We start from the raw sequence: 26,506 nt of genomic DNA, 5'->3' as shown, positions 1-26,506 counted from the left end.
GTAAAATCCATTTTCAAAGAGAGCGAATAAAGCACACAAATCGTTATATTTGGCTATCCTTTGAGGATGGAAAATTTACGTTAAAAATTTTTTTCTTCCATCTGCACGCAAGGGTATCAGTATTGACAGAATATGATATACTCTGCGCGCACTTTATACCTTATTAACAGAGTAAGACAATGACTGATTTATCAAAATACAGAAACATTGGTATTTTTGCTCACGTAGACGCGGGTAAAACTACCTCTACAGAGCGTATCCTAAAGCTAACTGGTAAGATCCATAAGATTGGTGACACTCACGACGGTTCAACTACTACTGACTTCATGGAGCAGGAAGCTGAGCGTGGTATCACTATCCAGTCTGCAGCAACAACTTGTTTCTGGAACGATCACCGTCTAAACATCATCGATACTCCTGGACACGTTGACTTCACAATCGAAGTTTACCGTTCTCTAAAAGTACTTGACGGTGGTATCGGTGTATTCTGTGGTTCTGGTGGTGTTGAGCCTCAGTCAGAAACTAACTGGCGTTACGCTGACGAATCACACGTATCACGTCTGATCTTCGTTAACAAACTAGACCGTATGGGCGCAGACTTCTACAAAGTTGTAGACCAAGTACAAAACGTTCTAGGTGCAACTCCTCTAGTAATGACTCTACCTATCGGTATCGAAGAAGATTTCGTAGGTGTTGTAGACGTACTAAGCCAAAAAGCTTACGTATGGGATGAGTCTGGCCAGCCAGAGAACTACGAAGTTCAAGATATTCCTGCAGACATGGTAGACAAAGCTGCTGAATACCGTGAAATGCTAATCGAAACTGCTCTAGAGCAAGACGAAGATCTAATGATGGCTTACCTAGAAGAAGGCGAAGAGCCATCTCTAGAAGACATCCAACGTTGTATCCGTAAAGGTACACGTGACCTAGCATTCTTCCCAACTTACTGTGGTTCAGCGTACAAGAACAAAGGTATCCAACTTATTCTTGACGCGGTAGTAGATTACCTACCAGCGCCAACAGAAGTAGATCCTCAGCCTCTAACTGATTCAGAGACTGGCGAACCAACTGGTGAAGTTGCAACTGTATCTGCAGATGAGCCACTAAAAGCGCTTGCGTTCAAGATCATGGACGACCGTTTCGGTGCCCTAACATTCATCCGTATCTACTCTGGTAAGATGAAGAAAGGTGACACAATCCTTAACTCTGCAACTGGTAAAACAGAGCGTATCGGCCGTATGGTTGAGATGCACGCGGACGAGCGTAACGAGATCGATTCAGCACAAGCTGGTGACATCATCGCTGTTGTTGGTATGAAGAACGTTCAAACAGGTCACACTCTATGTGATCCTAAGCACGAATGTACTCTAGAGCCAATGATCTTCCCAGATCCAGTAATCTCTATCGCTGTTAAGCCTAAAGATAAAGGCGGCTCTGAGAAAATGGGTATCGCGATCGGTAAAATGGTTGCAGAAGATCCATCTTTCCAAGTTGAGACAGATGAAGAATCAGGCGAAACTATCCTACGTGGTATGGGTGAACTTCACCTAGATATCAAAGTTGATATCCTAAAACGTACTTACGGCGTTGAGCTAGAAGTAGGTGCTCCTCAGGTTGCTTACCGTGAAACTATCACTCAAGCAATCGAAGACAGCTACACGCACAAGAAGCAGTCTGGTGGTTCTGGTCAGTTCGCGAAAATCGACTACCGTATCAAACCAGGTGAGCCAAACTCAGGCTTCGCGTTCAAATCAACAGTTGTTGGTGGTAACGTACCTAAAGAATTCTGGCCTGCAGTTGAGAAAGGCTTCGCTGGCATGATGCAAACTGGTGTTCTAGCTGGCTTCCCAACTCTAGACGTAGAAGTTGAACTATTCGACGGTGGTTTCCACGCAGTTGACTCTTCAGCTATCGCTTACGAAATCGCTGCTAAAGGCGCATTCCGTCAGTCTATGCCTAAAGCTGGCGCGCAACTTCTTGAACCAATCATGAAAGTTGACGTGTTCACTCCAGAAGATCACGTTGGTGACGTAATCGGTGACCTTAACCGTCGTCGTGGTATGATCAAAGACCAACAAGCTGGTACTACTGGCGTACGTATCAAGGGTGATGTACCTCTATCAGAAATGTTCGGTTACATCGGTACTCTACGTACAATGACTTCTGGTCGTGGTCAGTTCTCTATGGAGTTCTCACACTACGCACCATGTCCAAACAACGTTGCAGAGCAAGTAATCTCTGACGTTAAAGAGCGTAACGCTAAGAAGTAATTCTTAAGTTAACTCTATGACTTTAAAGCCCCGCCTAGTGCGGGGCTTTTTATTAATCTCAAAAACTAATTTTGTCATTCAATTGGAACGATTCAGTCTGATAGCGCGATAGTTTTAAAGTCTCGATTAACCGATTTTTCAAAACTGTCTATCTCTGCTTTTAACCACTTTGCAAACTGCTGTGCTTTAGGCCGTTGCAGGTATCCCTTTGGGGCACATAAGTAGTAAGCGAATTTAGGTTTGATGGCGATGTCGCCAATCCGTACCAATTTGCCCGTTCGAAAATATTGATAGGCCAAGCTGTGTTTCACAAGCGCCACCCCTTGTAATGATAAGGCAGCCTCAAGTACCAGGTGGGAACCGCTGTATTTTAGCGCTGGTTTGGCAGCATGTTGTCCTAGTCTTTCTAACCACATATTCCAGTCGAGATCAGGCCAAAGATCTTCGATAAGCTCCGCTTTGCTCAAATCTTCGATGTTATAAATGCTGTGCTCTTTTTGATAAACCGGATGACAGGCAGGATAGAAAGCTTCATCCATTAACCATTGCGATTCTAAATTAGGGTAGTTTCCTGAACCGTAACGAACGCATAAATCTATTTGACTGTCTTGAAAAGAAACCAGTTCATTCGTTGGCTCCAGCAAAAGTGATAGTTCAGGATGACGTTGTCTAAAGGCCGTTATTTTAGGAACTAGCCAATGGTGTGCAAACGAGGGAAGTGTTGAGATAGAAAGTTGGTTTGGGTTGGGATCTTGGTTAATTAGACGAACACCTTGTTGTATGTGGCTAAATCCTCGTTCTGCTTGAGCAAATAGCAACTCTCCCTGAGGTGTTAGCAGTATCTTCCTGTGTTGGCGAACAAACAGGTCAGTACCCAAAAATTCTTCTAACTGCCGGATTTGTTGGCTAATTGCAGCGGGAGTAACAAACAAATTTTTGGCTGCGGATTTAAAGCTGCCTTCTTTCGCTGCGATGAAGAAATAGTATAAGCCTTGTAGAGGTGGCATCCGATCTTTCACATTAGTTTTCCTTAACTCAATGGCAGGTTCTATCGTTTGAGATTATTAAGGTAGTCGTTGATTATTAACTGGTCAATAGAATAAAAGGGTGAAAGAGATGGAAAACATCACGAAAAACTGTGAACGAGCTTTGCTAACGACACAACAAAATTGGATTCAGTTAATTTTTTCTAAACTCTATTTATGGAAAAGAAATCATAGGACTCGTCGTCATCTAAGAGAGTTACCTGAACATCTTTGGAATGATATTGGTTTGGAAAAGCATGAGGTGTTAAAAGAAAGCCACAAACCATTTTGGAGGCCCTAGTTTGAAGCAAGGTTGAGTGGCACTCCCCAACGGCTATTGAGGAGTGCTGGCTTAATTATAAGTCTTCTTCCCAGAGTACTAATTGGCCTTTCGGCCAGTTATGGCCAAGTTCGTGGTACTTTTGTTCAAGTACGTGGCGCTTTATTTTCAGAGTTGGGGTAAGAACGCCATTTTCGATATTCCATGGCTCTTTTATCATCAACACGCCTTTTATTTGCTCGTGAGATGCCAGCTCTTTATTCATTCGCTCAATGACTTTACGAGTGGAACGCTCATAACGCTCTTTGTCGAAGTGAGGGAAATCATGAGGCACGACCAACAATATTGGGCCTGGTAAGCCAAGACCAATCAGACACATCATTTCTATACGACTGTATTCGAACAATTTCTTTTCTATCGGTACGGGAGAAACGAACTTCCCTTTCGCGGTTTTAAACGTGTCTTTTTTGCGGCCTTGAATCGTAAGATAACCATCAGCATCTATCGCTCCGATGTCACCAGTGTGCAGCCAGCCTTCTGAATCGAAGGATTCTTGAGTCGCGATATCATTTTTATAGTAGCCAGAGAATAATCCTTTACCTCGAACCATGATTTCACAGTCATCAGCAATTTTAAGTTCTATACCAGGCCCCGCATTGCCGACAGTACCAATTTTATCGGCTCTAAAAGGATAATTGATCGTGCTGTAAGCAAAGGACTCCGTCATCCCCCAAGCTTCGGTAATATTAAGCCCAACGCTGTGGTACCACTCTAACAAAGCTGGTGATACGGGAGCAGAGCCACACCCTAATACTCGGGCTTGGTCTAAACCTAACCCAACGGCAAGTTTCTTCTTAATCAGCGAATTCACAAAGGGGATCTTGAGAAGAATGTTCAAAGACTTTTGCGGTAACTTATCCTGAATTCGCTGCTGGAATAATGTCCATAACCTTGGCACTGAGATGAACAACGTTGGGCGGTGCATTTTTACATCTTCAATAAAGGTGTCGAGTGACTCTGGAAATGCTGTGGGTACGCCACCCATAATCGAAGAACCAAATATATACACTCGTTCAGTAATGTGCGCGAGTGGTAGGTAGGAGAACAAACGGTCGTTCGGTTGTATGCCAATATGATTGATAAGCTGTTGCACAGACCAACTGAATGCGCCGTAGGTCAACATTGCCCCTTTTGGTAAGCCTGAAGTACCGGATGTATAAACCAGTGACATGAGCTTATCGTCGTAATGTTGTGGACGTTCTACACTTGGCACTTCATTTGCTATAAGCTCTGCATATTGATGCTGGCACATCGGTGCAGTGTTATATGGCAGTGCGATACTGATCAGATCGCCCATTTCATTAATTACTTGCTGAGTTGCCTTTGAGTCGTCCAACTTACCGCCGATAAGCACCTTACTTTCACTGTGCGTGAGGCAGTACTCGATGGTGTCTGCTCCAGCCGTTGGGAAGATGGGTACACTAACGTAATCCCCGAGCATCATAGCAAGATCACAGATAAACCACTCTGCGCAATTTTTGGAGATTAACGCTACCTTATCACCTGGATTAACACCAAGGTTGCGTAATGCGCTCACCAGCTTTAGAGCTTGGTCTGCGACTTCAGCGTAAGTGAATTCAACGAATTCCCGATTAATGATTTGCTTTAAGTAAACCTCATTTGGACGCTCTTCTGCCCATTTTAGAATCATTTCATTTGGCGGAGGGAGAGCGCAACCAGCAGAGGAGTTGGCTACATTCGGCTGTTGCATCATAAGTGACTCCATGTCTTCTCGTTTTTATATTTGTTAACATAATGTTAACTTTAGCATGTGAGTTACTGTACGGGAATGTATTTTGATGAAATATGCGGCCAAGGCAGTGCTATATCTTTTGCAAAACCTACCTAAAAAATGAGTTCTAAAACTGTTGTCGGTAGCTTGCTGGTGAGAAGCCAGTCTTTTTCTTAAAAATCCGAGAGAAATAAGAAACATCGTGGTAGCCACATTGGTAAGCGATGTACGCAATTTTCATTGAATTGTCTTCGGTGAGCATCTTCTTCGCTAATGCAATACGCTTCGCGGTAACATAATCACGAAAGCACATCCCAACCTTACGGCGAAACACTTTCGAAAAGTAGGTGGTAGAGTAGTGGCAGAGAGCTGCTGCATCTTCTTCGCGCAACTCTCGATGTATATTATTTGAGATATAATCGACGACCTCAGAAAAGTTGGCTTTACCATTCTTAGAGCATGATTTGTTTGGTAACGAAAGAGAGCTTTCAACGCTATGATTGAAAAAGTATTTTAGCTTTATCTGAGATAACCAATGTGACAGATAGTTATCGTCTAATGCGTAGTATTCAGCGGTTATATGTTGAGGTGGTAGTTTGTTAGCTTCGATACCTTTCGTGTATACAACAATGAGTTTTTTATCTAGATTTTCACACAGCGTTACAACGCTTTGTAACAAGTCAAATGGACGATCTGTTACGTAATAAAAAAAGTAACTGAATTCTTTATCGCTGATCACTGATATGTCATTGCCGTGGTCGAGTAATTCGAAGTACTGTGTAAATACCCATCGAAATTGCTCTGGCAGGGATGGTAAGCCCCCCCCAATCCAACATGCTTTAACAAGCCTTTCCATATAAAGTCCATTTAATTCATACTTATACAAGAATTTAACGTGGATCAACCCATCTGAACCTCAATCCTTGAGTGTTTAGATTAACCCTTTCGTTTATTAATTTCTGATTCAAATCATATTTTAGTTTTATCAATTAACTGATTATGGTGGGGATTTTAACGATTAAGTGTGATTTCTATCTCATATTTCATAGCCACTAATCTCATAGTTAATACAGCATACTGATAAATACATTGATAGCAAAAAAGTACCAATGAATAGCAAAAATATCCTAACGTTCTAACACTTTTCTAACCTAAATTGATTCCGAAACCCCTGCTTTAGTAGGGACGTTTCATGAGGGGTTAAAATTAATATCAATCATTAAAGATCTCTAAAACGGATCTTTAGGGGGCATTTAAAATGGACAAATTTACACAAGTACTTAAAGACTTTTGGAATGATGAAGAAGGCTTGACACTTCTTGAATATATTCTTGGTGCGGCGCTGATTGTGGCAGCAATGTTGCAGTTGGGTTTCTGGAAAACGTTGGCGAACGCATTTACCAATGTTTCGACTGACATCGACAATTTATAAAGTTAAAGGCGATTTTGATTTTGATAGTGCTTTTGGGGTGTGGTTATTCCCACCCCGTCAGTTGGAACTAAAGGTAAGTCATGGTTATTAATCTTGTTATTTGGGGACTTATCTTTGCTATAGGTGTCTCTGACGCACAGAGGCACCGAATTCCTAATCAATTTGTGGGACTTTTGTTACTTGCGGTAATAAGCGATATTTTGTTAGATCCAAACGCAATGCTGTGGCTACATGTCAAAGGTATGCTTTTAACCTTTATTGTAGGGTTTGCGCTGTATTTAGGGCGACTGATGGCAGGTGGTGACGTGAAGCTTCTAACCGTATTGGGGCTATGGTTAGGAGCAGAAACGATGTGGTCAGTGACACCTTTTATTATTGTCGCTGGTGGAGTTATAGGGATCTTTTATTTAGCGCTGTACTTGGCATCCTCGAGCTATTCTATAACTGAGCATGCAAGAGCTTATGCGGTGCAAAAAGTCACTCCGGGTTGGAAAAGCAAGCAGCCTTTAGTCATTCCTTTTGCTCCGGCAATAGTGATCGGCTTGGCATACTATTTTTACGCTTATTAAATATACGTTTTTTAAACCACTAGATTTTAGTCAAAGTGATTTTTAGGTTTGGCAAGGAGTTGCCACGCATAACCACGCAAAACGTGCCAAACATTAGGAGGGCACAGCCCATGTCTACAATACCTAAAACCAATTTAGTGCCACAAATTTCACCGCCACCAACGCCAACTTCAGAAGATGATTTAGGCATACCGAGTGCGGTTATCGAACATCTTCTTATTAAGCATATTTCTGCCTATCCAAAATCCAATTTGGTCGAGCTATCCAGCCGAATGTGTGTGGTTTCATCCATTGTCGAACATTCGCTTGCACAGCTTCGTGCCCGCAGTTGGGTCGAAGTTTATCAGCCGCTAAATGCAACCAGCTCTTATTCTAACGTTCGTTATGGTTTAACAGAATTAGGTATGGCAGAAGCTGAGTTGGCGTTTCGTCGTGAGGCGTATATTGGTCCGGTGCCTGTTTCTTTGGAACAATATTGGGATGTTGTTGAGCGGCAAAATCTGCGTAATCAACCAATTGCTCGCGCGGATGTTGAACGAGCACTTGACGATGTTTATGGCGCAGAGCGCTTGATACCTGTTTTGGGGCCAGCAATCAACTCTGGCCGAGCATTATTGCTTTATGGGCATGCTGGTACCGGTAAAAGTTATGTTGCGGCACGAGTGTTAAATGCTTTAAATACTTCGGTGTTTATTCCTCATGCGGTCTATGCTGACGGCAATATTATTAAATTGTTTTCTGAGCATCATCATAAGCGGGTGGACAATTCAGAGAGCAAAACATTTGTCAAACTAGGTGACCATTATGATAAGCGCTGGGTGTTGTGTGAAAGACCGAATATCCAGGTCGGTGGTGAATTGACCATGGATATGTTGGAGGTCAACCACACTGAGCACAATCGCGTCTGGAACGCACCACTGCAAATGATGGCCAATAACGGCATTTTTGTGATTGATGATTTAGGACGTCAGTCTATGCCAGTGGCTGCTGTGCTAAACCGTTGGATTGTTCCGATGGAGTATTTCGTTGACCATTTGGGGTTACCGAACGGACAACAAATATCAGTGCCATTTCTGTTAACACTCGCTTTTTCCTCGAACCTTCCACCAAGTTCTATTGCGGATCCGGCATTTTTGCGACGACTTGGATACAAGATTGAATTTAATCCTCTAGAGTTAGAAGAGTACCTCCAGTTGTGGATGGATTTGTCAGAAGCTTATCAACTGGTTTTAGAGCAAGGCTTTTTTGACCGATTAAAACAGCTGCATGATGATTCTGGTACTGGGTATTTCCCATGTCTACCAAAAGATATTTTAGGGATTAGCAGGGATATTTTGAAGTTTGAGGAAATAGGGGAGCAGGTGTCGCCAGAGATTTTGACACGTGCTTGGGGGCTCTATTTTACCGTTGATGAATAAAAATGAGGGGATGTCATGAGCAGGACACAAATCGTCATGCTGTTGTTGCTATCAATCGCTTTTGGTCTAGGTGCGGTGATGATTGCAAAGCAGTGGTTAGATAGTCAGACACAACCCACAGTGAAGCTTGAAGAAGTAGAGCGACACCCGGTACTCGTGGCTGCTATGGAAATAGAACCAGGTGTAATTATCGAAGAGAAGCATCTGAAAACGAGACTAATGGAAGTTGACTGGATTGATGAGACTACACTGACAGAACCATCGCAGGCGGTCGGTAAAGTCGCTTCTAACTCAATTTATGAGGGCGAGCTAGTTAGCCCGAATCGAATCGCTGTCCTTGGTGAAGGGGTGACATTAGCGGCTATGATTCCTGAAGATAAACGTGCGCTTACCATTCGTGTAAACGATGTTATTGGCGTGGCGGGTTTTCTATTGCCAGGTAATAAAGTCGATGTTCTAAATACGAAAGGCAATGGAACCACTACTGTATTGAAGAATATTAAGGTGCTGGCGGTGGACCAAACAGCAAGAACAAAAGATAACAAGCCAGTTATCGTACGAGCGGTTACCTTAGAAGTTTCACCAAAAGAAGCAGAGAAACTGTTAACTGAAAACAGTAAAGGAAGTATTCAGTTGGCATTAAGAAACCCGCTAACCGTTGATAAAGTGCCGCCGAAAAGAACTTACACACCACGTCCAAGTGTGACAGTGATTAAAGGTTCTCAAACTTCTAATGTACGCGTGAGCAATTAGGTGAATTATGAAAATAACAATTTTACTTTTAAGCCACTTAATCATGGTATTAGCCAGCGTTAATGTTTATGCCGCTGCTCAATCGGGGCGTGTCGTCGCTGTACCTCATCACCAGTCTACTCAACTGATGATTTCAGGTAGTGCTAAAAAAGTGACCTTAGGTGACCCTAGTATACTGGATATCTTGGTACTGAGATCTAACGAATTGTATTTGATTGGCAAAAAGCTTGGTACCACCAATGTATCGGTCTGGGATCGTAGCGGTCGAATTATTGAATCGTTCAATGTCGAAGTGACGCATGATCTTAATACATTGAAATCAAAGCTTCATCAGTTTTTGCCTGATGAGAATATTGAGGTGCATAGTACTCAAGACAAAATAGTATTACGTGGCTTGGTAAGCAGCCAACAAAATATGGATGTGGCGATTAAAGTTGCGGAAACTTTTGCAGCAGGTAAACCAGCTGACGAAAGCGATGATGATGAAGAAGTAAATGAAAGCTCAATAATCAATTTGCTGTCTATTGGTGGTGCGCAGCAAGTGACGCTTGAAGTGACTGTCGCTGAAGTTCAGCGCTCACTCGTTCGTACTTTTGATTCTAATTTTCACTTTTTCCAACAAAGTGGCGATATTACCTGGGGAGCGACAACGATAGGAAGCGCGATTGATGATATTGGACCTATATTGAGTGGTAACGCGGGTGTTAATGAGTTTGGTTTCCTAGGCTCTTTTTTAGATAGCAATACTTTGTTTACGTTTGCTCTTGATATCGCGAAACAAAATGGTGTGGCGAAGGTATTAGCCGAACCTAGTTTAACAGCACTGAGTGGTACGAAAGCCGAATTTGTAGCGGGGGGGGAATTCCCAATCCCAGTACCTAACGAAGATGGTATCACCATTGATTACAAAGAATATGGCGTTACATTAGATTTTATCCCCTATATTCTCAGTGATAAAAAAATAAATTTAAAACTCAATGTCAGCGTGAGTGAATTAGCGACATCTGGTGTGGTTACCTACAGCGTCGGTGATACCAATGCAGCATATTATATCCCCCCACTCACTAAGCGTAGTGCGGGCAGTACCCTAGAGTTAGCTGATGGGCAGACCATAGGCATTGCAGGGTTACTGAGTGAAAATGCACGTAATACAGAGGAAGGCTTACCGGGCGTTTCCGATTTACCTGTATTAGGGCGTCTATTTAAGAGTGAGCAATTTACCTCTGGTGAGACCGAGCTGGTTATTTTAGTGACGCCTCGACTAGCTAAACCAGTAGACAGACGCAGATTTACATTACCAACAGACGGTTTCGTTAGCCCCAATGATGTGGAGTTCTATCTACTTGGTAAGGGAGCGAGTTTAGACTTTGATAAGTATAAGCTAGACGACAATTCCAATGCTAGTGTTCAAGACCAAACCGAGTATCAATTTACGACAGGCGATGGTGGGACAGAGGGCCAGTTTGGTCACAGCTTATAAGAGGGAAGCAATATGAAGAAAGCAATAGGACTAACTGTCTGTTTTGTAGCTCTTACCTTAGTCGGTTGTGCCACTGAACCTGAGCTGGGGGTTGCTTTAAATCAACTACAGCAAGAACAGACGCTAAACTCTAATGCATGGTATGAAAATATAGATTACCTGCCAGAGGGCAGTGGAGAACGTACGCAAACGAGTTTGGAAGTGTACAACAATAATGGTGAAAAGAAAGATTAAGTGATGCTATCACTTAGGAGGCAGCTATGAGGCGCACAACACCAATAGCAATGAAGCGTTCTCAACAAGGGATCACTTTAGTGTTAATCAGTTTAATTATGCTGATATTAATCGGTATGGGCGCCTTGGCGATGGACTTGAATCATCAGGTTCTGAATAAAGCGCGCTTGCAAAATGCGGTAGATTCAGCGGCTTTAGCATCAGCGGTTGTCGCTGATGAGACAAGCGATGTTGTTCTCGCTGAAGCTGCTGCTAACGAAGCGTTGCTGAGTTTTGTCACCGCTTCGGGAAATAACGAACTGGCCGATAATGAGGTAGTTAAGGGAAATGTTTCTATCACTTTCTCGAATACAAAACAAGTAGGTTCATTTGTTAATGCAGATGATTTTGAACTAGTCACCACCGACGGAGATGACGACATTTACGTACGGGTCGTCGTCTCTGATGTCTCGTTGACTCAGTACCTGAGTTCTGTATTTGGCATAGGTAAAAATGTTTCCGCTAGTGCGGTTGCAGGACGTAGTGCTCCAATTGTGGGGACTTGTAACGTGTCTCCAATAGCAATGTGTGGTGATATGAATATGACCGACGAAGAAGGGGACGCGACTGTTTGGGGTTATGTTCCAAATTCCAATTATAATGCAAAGACAGATAGACTGGGTAGCACCGTTCATATCGTTAAACCTGCGGATAACAAGTCGGGAGAGTTAGGACCAGGTAATTTCCAATTACTCGACTTAGGGTTGAACGGGGCTGATGGTATACGTGATGCTTTTGCTGGAGACACTAATATCTGTATTGCTAAAGGTGAAGTGGTCGATACGCAAACCGGTAAAGCAACGGGTCCTGTAGCACAAGGGGTGAACACTCGGTTTGATCAATTTAATGGCCCTACTGAAGAAGATGAAGTAGTAAAGTCTGACTTGTATACCAGAGAATCTGACGTGAATGCTGATAACTACGAGTCTATTTATGACGATAGTCCGGAGAACACTGAGCTCCAAGATGATAAAGCATTTTATTATGCAGATTATCATTCCGAGTTGACGAACTGTAGTGAGGGAGGTACTGGTGACAACTGTACGCAGTATTACCATTCTAACGGTTCTGAAGGCAGGCGTGTTTTACGGGTGCCGATTATAGATTGCTCTACGGCAACAGAAGGCAAAAGCCAGGTTGAAGTCATTGGTTTAGGGTGCTTTTTCCTAACTCAGAAAGTTAAGCAACAAGGTAATGACTCAGAAGTTTTTGGGCAGTTTTTAGAAGACTGCTATGTTGAGAACGCTTTTACTGATATAGAACCGGACAATAGTAAAGGGCTATATAAGATTCAGCTCTATAAAGATCCTGAAGGTGGAGCGTCTTAATATGAACATTCGCAATCAGAGTTCTTTACTCAGAAGAGGTAAGTACAGCCAAGCTGGATTAGCTGCACTTGAGTTTATTATTTGTCTGCCAGTGCTACTCATGCTAACAGTATTGCTGATAGATGTTAGTCGAGCATTTATTCAGTACACTGAAATCAATAAAGCGCTGCAAAATGGAGTTCGCTATGCCGTGGTAGCAACCTACGGTTCGCTAGATTTCGGTAGTATTGCAAATAAAGATAGTATTAGGAACATGGTAGTGTATGGCAAACCATCCCCGACGGCTGACGATTCTAAAATTCTGAAATACTTAGAAACGACAGATGTCGTTATCGATGATACAACCGTACCCAAAGAGGTAACTATTTCCGCCAGTTATAAATACGAGCCTATTTTTAGCCGTCTACCTTTTACTGACAGCTCACTCGAATTTGAAATCGGGGCATCAAGTATGATGAGGACAGCGCCATGAGTCGATGGATCTTTAGACAAAAAGGGGTAACTCAGGTTGAGTTTATGCTAATCGCTTTAGCTGTGTTACTGGTGATTTTTTCGATTATAGAATTTGCGCTCTACTTTTATTCTATACAGATGGCTAATGAAGTAACCCGAAGAGCGGCTCGTTTAGCAACAGTCTGTTATATTGCTGATCGCGATGATATTAAAACACTCCCCTCGGTTGAAGGTTTGTACCCACCTGGTTTTACTGCAGATAATTTGACGATAAGTTATCTAGATGAAAATGGTGATGATGTCAATGTCGATGCATTTTCTTCAGCGTCATCAGATTCAGACACACTAAATGCAATTTTTGCGAATATTCGTTTCGTGAAAGCAGAGGCCGACTATACATTTAAATTTTTCGTTTTATCTTTATTGCTTGATGCTGTTGGTGTCAGCCCTGAGTTTCAGACCATTCTGCCTGCGGAGAGCTTAGGCGTATTAAGGCCTGAGCCCGGGGGCGAAGTTCATGAAGATTGTTAAGGGAGTAGTTATGTTGAAACCAGTAGAATTAAATAAAGAAATTAAAACAAACAGCATCCATTCCCTAAAAACCAATATCACTGTTTGGGTGATTTATGAAACGTCTGAATTCAAAATTAATATGGAATCAGAACTGTCCAAGTGCGTGAATATTAATATTGAGTGGCTGGATTTAGGCAAGATTACGGTGACCTCGTTAGGCGAGCGACGGACACCGGATGTAATTTATATCGAAGCGGGAAGCAGTTGGGCACAAAAGTTATCGCACATTTATTCAAGCGAAGGAAACTTGCAACGCAATCAGACTGCATTGGTGGTGTTTGGTGATGAGCATGACACCACGTCGCTTAAATTAGCCTTAAAGTTAGGGGCCTCGGACTACCTGCATCGCGAAGTGGGCTTTTATGAATTGCTGCCACTTTTAGAGGATATCGCAAACGAAAAGGCTTCGAGCAGCGAGATAGGTGAATTGTCTTTATTTATTAATACTAAGGGTGGTTCCGGAGCGACAACCGTGGCACTAAATACTGCGATTGCGTTATCTGAGTATTCAAAAGGCAAAGTGCTATTGATTGATCTCGGTATGCAGTTTAGCGATGCGGCGGATTATCTGAATAGTAAGCCTAAATACAGTATTAATGATGTCATTGATGCGATGAATGATCTCGATGACTTATCATTAGATGGCTTAGTATATAAGCACTCTTCGGGTGTAAATTATTTATGTTTTAGTGCTGACAACATCAAAGATAATTATGACCGAGCGACAAAGGTGAGTGCCTTGATCCCTTTGTTACGCCAATACTATAAACATATTATTGTCGATATGTCTCATGGGGTTGAGCATGTTTTTCAACATATTGTTGCTCCTGCCTCCTATGTTTATTTGGTTATGCAGCAAAATGTAACGTCAATTAAACATGCAGCAAATTATTTGAAATCTTTGCAACTTGACCACGGTTTAACCGGTGGACAAGTACGATTAATTATTAATCGTTACGAAAAGAAAACATCGATAACGATTAAAGACATCGAACAAGCGTTTCCAAATCAAGACCTTCTTTTAGTACCGAACAACTTTTCTATTGCGATGGAGTGCTCCAACCTGGGCAAGCCTATAGTGCAATCTAAAAAGAATAGTGCGATTAAGTCGTCTCTGATTGATATTTCACATCAGTTGGAAGAACCAGCAGATAAACAGACCCAAAGTTGGTTAGGTAAACTATTTTCTTAGCAGGGAGTCGCTATGTTTTTTAAAAGGAAAAATGTCGGCAGCAATTTTTCACAAGCTGAACTGCTGAATACGAAATTAGAGACTCATACTAAACCGGTTTCTAAGCCGAATAGTAGTAGTGCTGTTCACTCTTCAGTGATAGAAGAAAAAGTCCGCAAAATGGAAGCGGAGAGAAAGCAGTTAGAGCATGACCAGACCATAAAACACTACTATCACAGCAAGTTACTGGATACCTTAGATTTGGGGCTATTGTCGCACCTTCAAGAAGACAGAGCGAAAGAAGAATTACGCGAAGCGGTCGTACATCTAATAGCAGAAGATCAGACGCATCCATTAAGTTCGGAAGCTCGAAATCGAATGATTCGTCAGATTGAAGACGAAATCTTTGGTTTAGGACCGCTTGAACCGTTACTGGCTGATTCCACCGTTTCCGATATTCTGGTTAACGGTCCGAAAAGTATTTTTGTCGAGCGGTTTGGTAAACTGGAAAAAACACCACACACATTTTTAGACGACCGACATCTCCGTAGCATTATTGACCGAATCGTCAGCCAAGTAGGGCGACGAATTGACGAATCTTCTCCTATGGTAGATGCGCGACTTAAAGACGGTTCACGTTTTAACGCAATCATCCCGCCGTTAGCCATTGATGGTGCTTCCGTATCGATTCGTCGTTTCGCTGTCGAACGACTTAATATGGATAACTTATTGCATCTTAACTCGCTTTCGGAGGAGATGGCTAAGTTTCTGAATGCGGCAGTGGTTGGTGAACTCAATATTCTTATATCTGGTGGTACCGGGTCTGGTAAAACCACCACACTAAACATTTTATCTGGCTTTATTCCTTCTGATCAACGCATCGTAACCATAGAAGACTCAGCTGAGTTGCAGCTTCAGCAGCCTCATGTGGTTAGGCTCGAAACTCGCCCAGCTAATATTGAGGGTAAAGGTGAAATCTCTCAGCGCGAGCTAGTAAAAAACTCCCTGCGTATGAGACCAGACCGAATCGTCGTTGGTGAGGTGCGGGGCAGTGAAGCGGTGGATATGCTATCTGCAATGAATACAGGTCATGACGGCTCTTTGGCAACCATACACGCGAATACCCCAAGAGACGCTTTAAGTCGTGTGGAAAATATGTTTTCAATGGCGGGCTGGAACGTATCGACGAAAAACCTCCGCTCTCAAATTGCGTCAGCCATCAACCTGGTCGTTCAGATGGACAGGCAAGAAGACGGTAAGCGTCGTATGGTTAGTATTCAAGAGATTAACGGTATGGAAGGGGAAGTAATCACCATGTCAGAAATTTTTAAATTTCAAAGGCAAGGTGTGGATGAAGAGGGCAATGTGATAGGCGATTACATTGCGACAGGGATTGTTCCTGATTGCCATGATCAACTTATTAAACGAGGCTTGGACGTTCCATTTGAAATATTCAATGAGAAGGTTCGCTAGGAGGCTTTATGGAAGGTCAATTATCGATATTTTTGCTTTTGTTATTCCTTTCTGTATTTTTTATCAGCCAAGCGCTGATCATGCCTTCTGCTGGGAAAAAGGTAAAGCACCGACATTTAATTCAACGTATTAAAGAAAGTCATAAGCACATTGACCAAGAGAGTATTTCTTTGCTAAAAGAAAACTCCCTTAAAAACCTATCAGGGATAGAACGTTTTTTAGTGCAGTTTTCTTTGTTTGAAGTGTTTAAAAAGAAACTTGAACTGGCGGGTATAGATACGACGTTTGGTAAGTTCTTATTCTTGTCTCTTATTTCAGGTGTTATAGCCGGCCTGGTGCTTATATTTTTTGACCAGCCTTGGTATATAGGTGTTGGAGTGGCTGTTTCTATATGGCTTGTTGAGTACTTTATGATTCAAAAGCGAATCGGAGACCGGCTAATGAAGTTTGAAGAGCAGTTGCCCGAAGCGCTAGATATTATTAAACGTGTTCTTCAGGCTGGTCAACCTATCAACCAGGCCTTTGGTGAAGTTGGAAGCGAAATGCCGGCACCGATTGGGCCGGAGTTTAAAAACACCTTCAGCTTACTCAATTATGGTTATGATATGCGTTTGGCAATAATGCAAATGAGCGAGCGCGTGCCAACTGTTTCAATGATGGCATTTTCAAGTGCGGTTCTGTTACAAAAAGAGACTGGTGGTAACTTAATCGAAAATATAGAGAAGCTTTCTCGTGTACTAAGAGACAGGTTTAAACTTGCCAGGAAAATTAAGACGGTTTCTGCAGAGTCGAGAATGTCTGCTTGGGTTCTCGTTCTAGCGCCATTTGCAATGTATATTATTATTACAATAATAGAACCAGAGTATATTTCTACCTTACACAATCATCCCACTGGAATTAAAATGATTATAGGCGGGATGATATCGCTATTTATTGGCTCAATGTGGATTCGTAAGATCGTTAACTTTGAGGTGTGATTATGGATATGATCAATAACTTTCTTGTGAATTTTAATATAAGCCAAGATATGTTTTTTATGTTGTTTATTCTAATAACAACTGTGCTTTTTGTTTTAACTGTTGGATATATCATTATTGGTGTTAAATCTCCAGTAAAAAGAAAATTATCAGAGATAGCTTCAGGTGGTCAGGCTCAAACTACATCATCGCGAAACGAAAAAGTGATGAATACGCTAGAATCTTTAGCACCTCTGACTGCAAGTGGTAATGAAAAAGATCGTCAATCCAACAGAATGCTGTTAATGAATGCTGGTTTTCATCAAAAAAATGCGCTGTCGCTTTTTTATTCGATTAAATCTTTGACAACAATCGTAGGCTTATTAATTTCACTTGGACTTTACTTATCATTAACGGAGTCGACTAATCTATATATTTATATCGCTGCATGTGCTTTTATAGGTTTGGTATTACCAGACTTCATATTAAAGAGAATGGTAAAGCAACGTCAAAACCGTATTAGATCAGGTGTCGCTGATATGTTGGATCTGTTGGTAGTGTGTACTGAGTCTGGTCTTGGCTTCAATGCCTCTTTACGCCGTGTTGCCGATGAGATGGTGATATCCCATCCTGAACTGGCTGACGAAATAGATACAGTTTGTATGAAAATTCAAGCGGGTAAATCCATGCCGGATAGTCTCAGAGAGTTTGTAATACGGACCGGGTTGGACGAATTTATGGGGTTAGTCAGTATGCTTAGTCACGCATCACGAGTTGGTGGAAGCCTGGTTGATTCATTAAGAGAATATACCGAAGATTATCGAGATAAAAGGCAGCAAGCCGCAGAAGAAATTGCCGCAAAAATTCCGGTAAAAATGATGTTTCCTATGGTACTGTTTATTTGGCCTTGCTTTTTTATCGTTGCGATAGGACCCTCATTGATTCAACTCGCAGAAGCATTTAAGCAGTAAATATAATAACTAATATAGATATAATAACGTATAAGGGAAGATTATGTGGAAAGTTTATTCGCTTACTTTGTGTATACTACTGATTTCTGGGTGTGCAAGCAACGAGACAAAGAAAACAGACTTTGATAAAAGTTTGTATTCTGGAAAACCTGTTGAGGCTTTGACCAATGATGAACCACCCGCTAACGAAGAAGAAGCAATATCTCGTGGTGATGCTGCATTAACCAGTAATAATACTGACCTTGCCTTGTATGAATATATACGGTCGCTTTCTTTCGATGACGGTGTTCACAAGGACAAAACGCTTTATACTATCGGACGAATACATGAATCACGAAATGATTTTGAGTTAGCAGATAGGTCATATAGAGCTTCTCTGGCCGAAAACCCAAATAATATTGGTTCACTAGAAGAGCTTGGAAAACTCAATACCAAGCAGGGACGTAAGGATGTTGGACTAAGCTATTATTTACGCGCTCTAAATGCGGATCAGTTGCGTCTTGGCGCCCAGGGGAACATAACGGTCAACAATATATCTCGAGAGAATATTTCATCTCTTAGATATGATGAAAAATCACCTGTCAATGCTTATATAGGCCTAGGTGTACTCTATGATATAAATAATAACCATGAGATAGCTCACGCCTTTTTACATAAAGCACTAGAAATTAAACCCTATAATGAAAGGGCACTTGTAAGCCTTGGTTATTCTTATTATATGGTGGGTGCATATGGAAAAGCAACTTATTTTACTAATGCCGCTTTAAACTTAAATAATAGTAACGAAAAAGCGATTAATAATTTGGGTCTAATAGCTATAGCTCAAGGAGAGCCGCGTAAAGCGCTAGGTATTTTTGGGCAGCACATGTCTACATCTGAGGCACTAAATAGTGTTGGCTACTTCCTCATTCTAAGAGGGGAACCAGGAGAGGCGATTCCTTATCTTCAGGAGGCTATTGACCAAAGTCCATCCTATTATGCAAAAGCGAATGAAAACTTAGAACGTGCATTAGCTATGGTCAGGGCTGATAGAGATACATCTAAAGCAGTATTACAATGAGCAACTTTTCTCGTTTCAGAAGGTTTAGATGTCTCATCTCGTCCTAAAATACGTTGAAAGTTTTCATCCTAAGCCAGCAGCGTTTGCTGCTGACTTTTTAAGTGTCGGGATATGAGTTGGTATTAAGTCGTAAGAATTACTGATTATTATCCACTTTAGAGTGAAGAATATCTCTGATTATATATCTTGGTCTTCGTTTTGTTTCCATATAGACACGACCAAGATATTCTCCTATAACACCGATCCCAATTAGTTGAATTCCGCCTAAGAAAAGGATTGATACCATTATAGATGGATAACCGGCGACGTCATTGCCAAAGATAAGTTTATCTAATATTAAATTTATTGCGTACAAAAAAGAACTTAGTGAGATGGCTAGTCCTAAGTAAGTCCATAGTTTTAAGGGGACTGTGCTAAATGAGGTTATTCCTTCAATCGCTAGGTTCCATAATTTTAAAACACGAAATTTAGTATTTCCTGCGGAGCGCTTTTCTCGCCTATATGTAACGATAGTAGTATTGTAACCTATCCAAGAAAGTACCCCTTTCATAAAAAGCTGAGTCTCAGATAAAGATATAATTGAATCAACGACGGTTCTACTCATCATTCTAAAGTCGCCAACATTAGGCTCAATTTTTATATCTGATATTAAATTGTGAACTTTATAAAATAAGTTAGCAGTATTTCTTTTAATATAGCTATCTGATGACCTGTCAATTCTCTTAGCTAAAACTACATCATAGCCATTATTTATTTTATCAAACATAACTTCAATCATATAGATAGGATCTTGTAAATCTACATCTATAGGAACAACAAATTTCCCTTTAGAAGCTTCTAGTCCTGCAAATAAGGCTGATTCTTTCCCAAAATTTCTTGAGAGATTTATTAAAGTAATATTAGGATCTTTTTTTATTATTTTGCTTATTTCAATTTCTGTATTGTCAGTACTACCATCATTGATAAAAATTATTTCTATATCCTTTTTTGATAAGAACTGGTTATTTTTCACTTCATTGAAAAAAAAATCAATTGTGCTCTCTTCATTAAAAACTGGGACGATTAGAGATATGTCCATGCAATCACCTAAAAATAAAAAAATTCGAAACTATAAAGCCTAAGAAAAGACTTAAAAATGAGGATATAACCAATGTAAGCAGAGGAGATAACTCAATATTTTCTGAATTAAGACCTATTAAATAATTAATCACTCCCATGATAATCACAAAATAAATATATTTATTTGTTTTTAATTCTATTTTAAAGTTATATTTAGAGTTTAATATATATGAAAAAGATGCTGCGCATACAAAGGCCACTAGGTTACAGTATGATTGTTCAAAATTTAATGAATAAAAAATATAAAAAACAACCCAATGTATTGTGGTATTAAGCACTCCTATTAATGCATAAATACTAAAGTTTATTATCATAAAGACTCCCAAAGTTGTAGTCTCGTTAGTTGCATTATCAGTAGTATTGTTATCGTAAACATAAAATTAGTTGCTTTAAGTCATTATATATAGCGTAACTAGTTAGTAAGGCTAATGCAATAATAAAAAAGGCAGAGATTCTAAGCCTACGAGTAAAGACGTAACATTCTGTGAGCAGTATGTAAAAAGTGGAAGAAAAATAATCACAATTGACTGCTGAAGGTAAGCAAGCACACTTTGTTTCAATGCCAACAACAGATGTATTCGATAAGGATGTTTGCTTTCACTAATGAAAACGTAGTAAACGCTGCGAAAGAGTTGCTTGGTTAAATCGTCAATTAAATAAAAAGCGAATCTTAGGACTCGTTTTTTATTAAAAAAGCATTTAACATCGCGTTTTTTGAAAACTAATCTACTATACTTAGTAAATCTAACCTTGTGCTTGTGAACTTGAGTGAGGAATGGATGTTTCTTCAAGCTAAGACGTCAAAATTTATCTTGATTGTTGGTATGTTAGTCGGCTTTTTAGGCAGTTTTAAATTTGTATATTCCGATAATCAAGATTTTTTTAAAGGAGAGTTATCTAGAGGTCAAGTTTTAGGAAGAGATTTTCTTAATTGGTGGACTGTTGCTAACTTAGCCGCAGAAAGTAAATACAATGATATTTATAATCCAGAGTTATTAGTTTCTCATACTTCTAATGATATCAAAAAATCAGGAGTTGTTTTTAATTTTGCATATCCTCCACAAACCTTATTTCCAGTGTCAGTATTATCAAATTTTAGTTATATAAAAGCATTGATACTATGGAGTTTTATCGGTGTATTTATTTTTAGTATTCCAGCTTTTATTTTCCAAAAAAGTAAATTGTTTAGTCTTTTAGTCGTTTTTTCTCCTACAACCTTTCTTAATTTAACTACAGGACAAAATGGGTTATTTACCGGAGCATTATTGATTTGTGGGTTGATGTTATTAGAAAGTAAACCTATTTTATCTGGTCTTTTATTTGGACTTTTAACTATTAAACCTCATTTAGGGCTATTAATACCTATCGCTCTTATTGCAGGTGGTTATAGAAAAGCTTTTATTTGGGCTGTAATTTCAACCGTTTCGTTGATTATTGTCAGTGTTATTTTTTTTGGCGTTGGAGTATGGGACGCTTGGTTTAATAACTCCCCTTGGGACTATTCTAAAAATTTTATAGAAAGTGGAGTTGGACTTGCTATATTTATGCAGCCATCTCCATTTGTAAGTATTAGAATGTTATTTGATAATATTAATTTGGCTTGGTTTTTTCAGGCACTTAGCTCTATTTTTACTGTTGGATGTGTAATATATGCTTTTAAAAAGTGCAAGTTGTTAGAATTAAAAGTATCAGTTCTTATTGTTGCAACATATTTAGTCACCCCTTATATCCACTCTTATGATATGACTGCATTCAGTATGGTAATTATATGGCAACTCAGTAGAGGGATTCAGAGAGGCTTCATATACGGTGAACAAACTTTACTAATGGTTGCATGGCTAATGCCTATTTCTATGATGCCACTGGGATACTTAGGATTTCCAGTATTTCCTTTAGTTACTTTAACTTTATTGATTTTTTTGATGTATAAAATTAAAGATTACGAGCGTTTTAATGATGATCTGATTTTTAAATAGTCCTCATTCATTTTTTGCAATTAGAATTATTGAAACCCCGAAGGGAAAAGAAATCGTAGGCAAGAATGTTTTTTCAAAGCTAAATATTTTTTTTAATAAATTATTTACAGGTTTGGATGGTAGATTGACATCACTTTCTGTATTCTTATTAAGAATGTTATTTATAATTCTTACGGCTGCTATTATAGGGAATAAAATAGTATTAAAGTATGACGTATATATAATACTTAACCCTGACGCAGAAACGATATCTTTTAGCTGTTTTCTTGTATAACGTCTTTTATGATGATTAGCTTCATCATGGGCACTCCATAGAAACATATAGGCGGGTACTGTAATAACAAGTTTACCTTTATGAGTTAATTTTTTTCTCAAAGATTTTAATGTTTCCAAATCATCATCAATATGCTCTAGAACATCAAAAATACATATTAAATCAAATCTATCATCGAAAGGTATATCATTTGGAAGTATCCCTTTCTTTACATCACAAATATTCCTACGATTCGCAATTTCTCTTGTATTATCATCTAACTCCATCGCAAATAAATCTCCATACGCTTTTAACATCTGGAGGTTTCCGCCGGATCCACAGCCTACTTCGAGAATATTTTTAGGGTTGTTGTACCGACAATGTTGATTTAATACTTTTTGTAAAATTGATCTTCTGGCAGTAAACCACCAATGGACATCTTCATAAATGTACATATCATTATAAGATTCACGTTCCATCGATACTCCTAACTTTAAAGGAAACTTACAGTACCATTTAAAGGTATAAATAATCACAAAAATTAATTGTGATATACAAAGTAATCACGATTTTATTTAATTTCAATGTCTAAATTAATTATATCAAACTGTATTGTAAATATAAATAATATTTATGTTTTATATTAAATAATTAGATTGAAATTTTATTTAAAATACAGTTAATTATGATCTAAATTCTTAATGCTAATGATAGATCCTAAAAATGATATGCAAAAAGTCTGTATTCCACTTGCCAATAAAGTCATTGATAAAATCATTACACGGCTTACTATATCTGACTTTAAATCACCAAAGCTAACTTCAGACCATTGTATTACACACCATATAAACCCAGTTAATCCTACTCCTGATAATGATAGTCCAATAAATGATCCACTTTCTAAAGTTATCTTATTTAGCCAAGATTTATATTTAGAATCTGGTAATAAATTTCGTTCAGAAGCATATCTTCTGACAAATAGACCTATAGAAAAACATTGTATGCTTATTAGCATGCATAAGCATCCAGCAAAAAATGTTTTATTTTCAAAAGTAACATTATTAATTGTTAATGGGCCGGTAAATAAATTGATTATAGTAGTTAATCCAATTATAAATAACAGAGTGGATGGATAAAGAAATAGCCACTTTGGTGAATACATGAGTAAAAAACAAAGATGTCTCCAGCCATCCCTCCAAGTTCTTAGATGGGGGGGCCTTGTTCTTCCATCTGGGGAAAGAGTGGTAGGGACCTCAGTTATTTTTAGGTGACTCAATGCAGAACGGACTACCATTTCACTCGCAAACTCCATTCCCGTAGTTCTTAAATTAAGCTGAATTATTTTTTCTCGATTAAAACCACGTAACCCACAATGGAAATCTTTACATGGGATATTAAAAAAAAGTCGGCCGAGGTAACTTAATATAGGATTACCAATGTATTTATGAAGCCAAGGCATAGCTTTAGGTGCAATCCCTCCTTTAAATCTATTTCCCATTACTACATCAAAACCTTGTCTTAGTTTAGATAAAAATTCTTCTAACTTTAAAAAATCATAACTATCATCGGCATCACCCATAATTATATACTTACCATTGGCTTTATTTATCCCGCCTAAAAGAGCTGAGCCATATCCTTTTTCTTTTACGTTAATTACGATCGCTCCATTTTCTTTAGCTATATCTTGGGAGCCATCAGTGCTACCATTGTCTGCTATTAATATCTCTCCATTGATATTATTATTTTTAATAAAATTCTGAGCTTTAACAATACAGGTATTTAACGTTTCTGCTTCATTTAAGCATGGCATTAATATTGTCAATTCACAATTATTTAAGTCCATTTTTTCAGCCATACATCCTCTTTTAATTTATAGAGTAAATAAAAATACCATTGTAACTTTTACTTATAGGCGTTAGCCATTCTGGTTGTTTATTATTCGAAAGTAGTTTTACTAGACTTTTATCATTAGCCCCTGATAATATGTATTTTGTTTGAGAGTCATTGTTATTAAATACAAATAAATCAACACCCTCTTCTCGTAGTAATTTATACGCAGTATGGTAGTTATCAGATAGTAATGTGTTTACGTATAAAAGGTTTCCACGAATATTTCTATGATAAGGTGCAGCGATGATATAGTTATCTGTTAATGTGACTATTTCTGCTCCATTATCCATTGGAGCTAATATTTTCTTACCTTCTATATCTAGTTTTTTTATATATTCATGCGTACTCATTGTTTTAACGTCTTTCTCTGTATCATCAACCCCCAGTAATATTTCTATTTGTAAGACTATAATAGTTGATAGTGCAGGTGCGATTAAAAAAGGAGGTAAGATTCGAAGAACTGGAATATTGATAATATTAAATAAATACAAACCAACGGTTAAATTTAGTGGTATTGCCAGCATTGAAGAATATATAATAGTTCTTACTTGCCAAAATATTGCTGGTATTAAACTAATAATAAATAATAGGTAGTAAAGTTTTTTTATGTTATTTTTTAGTAGAAAAATAGAAAGAGCAGCAGGAACTATGGTAACAAAATACAACCAAATTTGAGACAATTCAGAGGCATCTTTGATTACTGTTGTTAATGGTCTAGCTTCTAGAACGTGACTAAGCCAGTAAGTTACCAGCGGTTCAGGGTAATCTGAATATGGTGACTTTAAAACGTTGGGAAAAATTAACCAAGTGAGGCCAATACAAGCGAATGAAGACAGGAGTAAAACAGTTAGTCTTGGATTTAGGAGTGTTAATGAAATACTGATTGCTGCAGCTAAAAAGAAGCATAAAAGCGGTAAGCTTAGTATATCGTATTGTGGATTAAACCAAATAGATACCGGTTGGAATATCATTATTCCTATAACACCGGATACGACTGTTAGTAACGATATGTCTCTTATAAATTTTAGCTTTTTTAGGTCACTATATAAAGCGTAAATAGTTAATAAAGCTAATGTGATAATAAAGAAAGGTAGGACTTCTAACCCTATTAGCAAAGAAACAGTAATGCTTATCGCACAACCGTATACGTATAATTTTTCTTTGTAGTTTGGTGAGAAAGTTAATAATATAAAAATACTATAAAGAAGTACTTGTAAGTTGTGATGATCTATATAACCTGGATAAAATTTAATAGCAGAAATCGAAAAAAAAGTATATATAATAGTTAATATGTGTCGATCAATGCCAAGTATTTCTCTCGATATTTGGCATAATATTAGTATGAAGAAAACTAAATAGATTAGAGGTACTATTGCAATAGAGAACTGTAATGCATTGGTATGATCAACAAAAAGCCGGGATACATAGTACAAAGCAAGTATTGGAAGATCGGGTATTCGCGACCAATGGATAATTTGTCCATCTTGTGGATTAAAATCTCTTAGAGGTTGCACATACCAAGAAGGAGATTCTATGAACGTCATGACTTGATGAAGGCGCATAAAATTATCGTTATCGCCTAAATCCCATTCCGCAACTCCAGTATATCGTACAAAAAATATCGCGACAGCTAAAGTGATAGACAAAATTAAAGGTACGTAAGGTTTAGTATCAAACCTCTGGTTGGATTGCTGGTTCAAGTTTGACTACCTCAATGATTTGTAATAAAAAAATATTAGTATAATCACCAAAATTATCAATTTAGTTTATGCATATATGTGTCTATTTTATGAAAAAGTTAATTGTTGGTCACTAACCATAGACGTTTTAGTTCAAACAACATCTGTGTTTTGGTTTCTCATCGGGTACTACCTGCAACAAGAAAATGCTGGGGCCCGAACTATTAATGTATAAGGTTGCGCGCAATTGCATCGGTCGTATAGGCGGTAATATTCTATGAACCTTTATGTAATAGTGGTTGTGTATGTGTA

Annotated in this window: 25 protein-coding genes; 17 read left to right on the top strand and 8 right to left on the bottom strand. The window is 39.0% G+C overall.

The window, feature by feature from the left end; all coding sequences use genetic code 11:
• The first annotated feature begins 179 nt into the window (after nt 1–179).
• Complete coding sequence (fusA, locus tag VER99_RS11135; RefSeq protein WP_014232859.1) at nt 180–2,270, top strand: elongation factor G; 2,091 nt, start codon at nt 180–182, stop codon at nt 2,268–2,270.
• Nucleotides 2,271–2,362: 92 nt separating this feature from the next.
• Here fusA and VER99_RS11130 read toward each other — a convergent pair whose 3' ends face one another.
• Nucleotides 2,363–3,289, bottom strand: a complete 927-nt coding sequence (locus VER99_RS11130; protein ID WP_020334465.1) for a LysR substrate-binding domain-containing protein — start codon at nt 3,287–3,289, stop codon at nt 2,363–2,365.
• 97 nt (nt 3,290–3,386) lie between these two features.
• On the opposite strand from VER99_RS11130, the gene VER99_RS11125 reads away from it, so the two are divergent.
• On the top strand, nt 3,387–3,596 hold the full coding sequence (locus VER99_RS11125) for a DUF1127 domain-containing protein (RefSeq protein ID WP_020334464.1): 210 nt from the start codon (nt 3,387–3,389) through the stop codon (nt 3,594–3,596).
• Between the two features lie 55 nt (nt 3,597–3,651).
• Here VER99_RS11125 and VER99_RS11120 read toward each other — a convergent pair whose 3' ends face one another.
• Entirely contained in the window at nt 3,652–5,346 is a 1,695-nt protein-coding gene (locus VER99_RS11120) for an AMP-binding protein (RefSeq protein ID WP_024373071.1), read from the bottom strand.
• Nucleotides 5,347–5,494: 148 nt separating this feature from the next.
• Nucleotides 5,495–6,223 (bottom strand): helix-turn-helix domain-containing protein, encoded by a 729-nt coding sequence (locus VER99_RS11115; RefSeq protein ID WP_020334462.1) that lies wholly within the window; start codon nt 6,221–6,223, stop codon nt 5,495–5,497.
• Nucleotides 6,224–6,625: 402 nt separating this feature from the next.
• Between VER99_RS11115 and VER99_RS11110 the strand changes: the two genes are divergently transcribed.
• The 14 genes from VER99_RS11110 (at nt 6,626) to VER99_RS11045 (ending at nt 19,277) form a co-directional block, all read left to right on the top strand.
• Entirely contained in the window at nt 6,626–6,799 is a 174-nt protein-coding gene (locus VER99_RS11110) for a Flp family type IVb pilin (RefSeq protein ID WP_020334461.1), read from the top strand.
• Nucleotides 6,800–6,879: 80 nt separating this feature from the next.
• Nucleotides 6,880–7,368, top strand: coding sequence for an A24 family peptidase (locus tag VER99_RS11105; RefSeq protein WP_020334460.1), 489 nt, complete (start codon nt 6,880–6,882; stop codon nt 7,366–7,368).
• A 110-nt stretch (nt 7,369–7,478) separates the two neighbouring features.
• Nucleotides 7,479–8,786 carry an ATPase AAA gene (locus VER99_RS11100; RefSeq protein WP_020334459.1) on the top strand — a complete coding sequence of 436 codons (1,308 nt, stop codon included), beginning with the start codon at nt 7,479–7,481 and terminating at the stop codon, nt 8,784–8,786.
• 15 nt (nt 8,787–8,801) lie between these two features.
• The gene (cpaB, locus tag VER99_RS11095; protein WP_020334458.1) at nt 8,802–9,539 is read left to right on the top strand and encodes a Flp pilus assembly protein CpaB; all 738 of its coding nucleotides are present in this window, start codon (nt 8,802–8,804) and stop codon (nt 9,537–9,539) included.
• Nucleotides 9,540–9,546: 7 nt separating this feature from the next.
• Entirely contained in the window at nt 9,547–11,019 is a 1,473-nt protein-coding gene (locus VER99_RS11090; RefSeq protein WP_020334457.1) for a type II and III secretion system protein family protein, read from the top strand.
• Between the two features lie 12 nt (nt 11,020–11,031).
• Nucleotides 11,032–11,253 (top strand): hypothetical protein, encoded by a 222-nt coding sequence (locus tag VER99_RS11085; protein WP_020334456.1) that lies wholly within the window; start codon nt 11,032–11,034, stop codon nt 11,251–11,253.
• Nucleotides 11,254–11,279: 26 nt separating this feature from the next.
• A complete protein-coding gene (locus VER99_RS11080) occupies nt 11,280–12,620 on the top strand; it encodes a pilus assembly protein TadG-related protein (protein WP_024373070.1) in 1,341 nt (446 codons plus the stop codon).
• A 1-nt stretch (nt 12,621) separates the two neighbouring features.
• The gene (locus tag VER99_RS11075; RefSeq protein ID WP_020334454.1) at nt 12,622–13,092 is read left to right on the top strand and encodes a TadE/TadG family type IV pilus assembly protein; all 471 of its coding nucleotides are present in this window, start codon (nt 12,622–12,624) and stop codon (nt 13,090–13,092) included.
• On the top strand, nt 13,089–13,604 hold the full coding sequence (locus tag VER99_RS11070) for a TadE/TadG family type IV pilus assembly protein (RefSeq protein ID WP_020334453.1): 516 nt from the start codon (nt 13,089–13,091) through the stop codon (nt 13,602–13,604). The genes VER99_RS11075 and VER99_RS11070 overlap by 4 nt, the downstream gene beginning before the upstream one ends.
• Before the next feature lie 10 nt (nt 13,605–13,614).
• Nucleotides 13,615–14,838, top strand: a complete 1,224-nt coding sequence (locus tag VER99_RS11065) for an AAA family ATPase (RefSeq protein ID WP_020334452.1) — start codon at nt 13,615–13,617, stop codon at nt 14,836–14,838.
• Nucleotides 14,839–14,850: 12 nt separating this feature from the next.
• Nucleotides 14,851–16,290 (top strand): CpaF family protein, encoded by a 1,440-nt coding sequence (locus VER99_RS11060; RefSeq protein ID WP_020334451.1) that lies wholly within the window; start codon nt 14,851–14,853, stop codon nt 16,288–16,290.
• 8 nt (nt 16,291–16,298) lie between these two features.
• A complete protein-coding gene (locus VER99_RS11055; protein ID WP_020334450.1) occupies nt 16,299–17,267 on the top strand; it encodes a type II secretion system F family protein in 969 nt (322 codons plus the stop codon).
• Between the two features lie 2 nt (nt 17,268–17,269).
• On the top strand, nt 17,270–18,217 hold the full coding sequence (locus VER99_RS11050) for a type II secretion system F family protein (RefSeq protein WP_020334448.1): 948 nt from the start codon (nt 17,270–17,272) through the stop codon (nt 18,215–18,217).
• 43 nt (nt 18,218–18,260) lie between these two features.
• The gene (locus tag VER99_RS11045; protein WP_020334447.1) at nt 18,261–19,277 is read left to right on the top strand and encodes a tetratricopeptide repeat protein; all 1,017 of its coding nucleotides are present in this window, start codon (nt 18,261–18,263) and stop codon (nt 19,275–19,277) included.
• Between the two features lie 136 nt (nt 19,278–19,413).
• Here VER99_RS11045 and VER99_RS11040 read toward each other — a convergent pair whose 3' ends face one another.
• The gene (locus VER99_RS11040) at nt 19,414–20,355 is read right to left on the bottom strand and encodes a glycosyltransferase family 2 protein (protein WP_020334335.1); all 942 of its coding nucleotides are present in this window, start codon (nt 20,353–20,355) and stop codon (nt 19,414–19,416) included.
• A 4-nt stretch (nt 20,356–20,359) separates the two neighbouring features.
• Nucleotides 20,360–20,710 (bottom strand): GtrA family protein, encoded by a 351-nt coding sequence (locus tag VER99_RS23005; protein ID WP_020334334.1) that lies wholly within the window; start codon nt 20,708–20,710, stop codon nt 20,360–20,362.
• A 465-nt stretch (nt 20,711–21,175) separates the two neighbouring features.
• On the opposite strand from VER99_RS23005, the gene VER99_RS11035 reads away from it, so the two are divergent.
• Nucleotides 21,176–22,372, top strand: a complete 1,197-nt coding sequence (locus VER99_RS11035) for a glycosyltransferase family 87 protein (protein ID WP_020334333.1) — start codon at nt 21,176–21,178, stop codon at nt 22,370–22,372.
• A gap of 3 nt (nt 22,373–22,375) precedes the next feature.
• On the opposite strand, the gene VER99_RS11030 is transcribed toward VER99_RS11035, so the two are convergent.
• The 3 genes from VER99_RS11030 to VER99_RS11020 all read right to left on the bottom strand — a co-directional run bounded on the left by VER99_RS11030 (nt 22,376) and on the right by VER99_RS11020 (nt 26,215).
• The gene (locus tag VER99_RS11030) at nt 22,376–23,104 is read right to left on the bottom strand and encodes a class I SAM-dependent methyltransferase (RefSeq protein ID WP_020334332.1); all 729 of its coding nucleotides are present in this window, start codon (nt 23,102–23,104) and stop codon (nt 22,376–22,378) included.
• A 200-nt stretch (nt 23,105–23,304) separates the two neighbouring features.
• Entirely contained in the window at nt 23,305–24,480 is a 1,176-nt protein-coding gene (locus tag VER99_RS11025; protein ID WP_020334331.1) for a glycosyltransferase family 2 protein, read from the bottom strand.
• A 10-nt stretch (nt 24,481–24,490) separates the two neighbouring features.
• Nucleotides 24,491–26,215, bottom strand: a complete 1,725-nt coding sequence (locus VER99_RS11020; protein WP_020334330.1) for a hypothetical protein — start codon at nt 26,213–26,215, stop codon at nt 24,491–24,493.
• Nucleotides 26,216–26,506 lie beyond the last annotated feature (291 nt).

Source organism: Vibrio natriegens NBRC 15636 = ATCC 14048 = DSM 759 (assembly GCF_035621455.1).
Taxonomy (GTDB): Bacteria; Pseudomonadota; Gammaproteobacteria; order Enterobacterales; family Vibrionaceae; genus Vibrio; species Vibrio natriegens.
The sequence above is the reverse complement of the archived record's forward strand: the minus strand, read 5'-3'. Positions and strand labels throughout refer to the sequence as shown.

Coding starts and splice junctions, on each gene's coding strand:
- VER99_RS11120 (WP_024373071.1), bottom strand. CDS start 5,346: ATGCAACAGCCGAATGTAGCCAACTCCTCTGCTGGTTGCGCTCTCCCT.
- fusA (WP_014232859.1), top strand. CDS start 180: ATGACTGATTTATCAAAATACAGAAACATTGGTATTTTTGCTCACGTA.
- VER99_RS11115 (WP_020334462.1), bottom strand. CDS start 6,223: ATGGAAAGGCTTGTTAAAGCATGTTGGATTGGGGGGGGCTTACCATCC.
- VER99_RS11070 (WP_020334453.1), top strand. CDS start 13,089: ATGAGTCGATGGATCTTTAGACAAAAAGGGGTAACTCAGGTTGAGTTT.
- VER99_RS11035 (WP_020334333.1), top strand. CDS start 21,176: ATGTTTCTTCAAGCTAAGACGTCAAAATTTATCTTGATTGTTGGTATG.
- VER99_RS11040 (WP_020334335.1), bottom strand. CDS start 20,355: ATGGACATATCTCTAATCGTCCCAGTTTTTAATGAAGAGAGCACAATT.
- VER99_RS11065 (WP_020334452.1), top strand. CDS start 13,615: ATGTTGAAACCAGTAGAATTAAATAAAGAAATTAAAACAAACAGCATC.
- VER99_RS11125 (WP_020334464.1), top strand. CDS start 3,387: ATGGAAAACATCACGAAAAACTGTGAACGAGCTTTGCTAACGACACAA.
- VER99_RS11045 (WP_020334447.1), top strand. CDS start 18,261: ATGTGGAAAGTTTATTCGCTTACTTTGTGTATACTACTGATTTCTGGG.
- cpaB (WP_020334458.1), top strand. CDS start 8,802: ATGAGCAGGACACAAATCGTCATGCTGTTGTTGCTATCAATCGCTTTT.
- VER99_RS11055 (WP_020334450.1), top strand. CDS start 16,299: ATGGAAGGTCAATTATCGATATTTTTGCTTTTGTTATTCCTTTCTGTA.
- VER99_RS11090 (WP_020334457.1), top strand. CDS start 9,547: ATGAAAATAACAATTTTACTTTTAAGCCACTTAATCATGGTATTAGCC.
- VER99_RS11025 (WP_020334331.1), bottom strand. CDS start 24,480: ATGGCTGAAAAAATGGACTTAAATAATTGTGAATTGACAATATTAATG.
- VER99_RS11030 (WP_020334332.1), bottom strand. CDS start 23,104: ATGGAACGTGAATCTTATAATGATATGTACATTTATGAAGATGTCCAT.
- VER99_RS23005 (WP_020334334.1), bottom strand. CDS start 20,710: ATGATAATAAACTTTAGTATTTATGCATTAATAGGAGTGCTTAATACC.
- VER99_RS11110 (WP_020334461.1), top strand. CDS start 6,626: ATGGACAAATTTACACAAGTACTTAAAGACTTTTGGAATGATGAAGAA.
- VER99_RS11080 (WP_024373070.1), top strand. CDS start 11,280: ATGAGGCGCACAACACCAATAGCAATGAAGCGTTCTCAACAAGGGATC.
- VER99_RS11050 (WP_020334448.1), top strand. CDS start 17,270: ATGGATATGATCAATAACTTTCTTGTGAATTTTAATATAAGCCAAGAT.
- VER99_RS11075 (WP_020334454.1), top strand. CDS start 12,622: ATGAACATTCGCAATCAGAGTTCTTTACTCAGAAGAGGTAAGTACAGC.
- VER99_RS11060 (WP_020334451.1), top strand. CDS start 14,851: ATGTTTTTTAAAAGGAAAAATGTCGGCAGCAATTTTTCACAAGCTGAA.
- VER99_RS11100 (WP_020334459.1), top strand. CDS start 7,479: ATGTCTACAATACCTAAAACCAATTTAGTGCCACAAATTTCACCGCCA.
- VER99_RS11105 (WP_020334460.1), top strand. CDS start 6,880: ATGGTTATTAATCTTGTTATTTGGGGACTTATCTTTGCTATAGGTGTC.
- VER99_RS11085 (WP_020334456.1), top strand. CDS start 11,032: ATGAAGAAAGCAATAGGACTAACTGTCTGTTTTGTAGCTCTTACCTTA.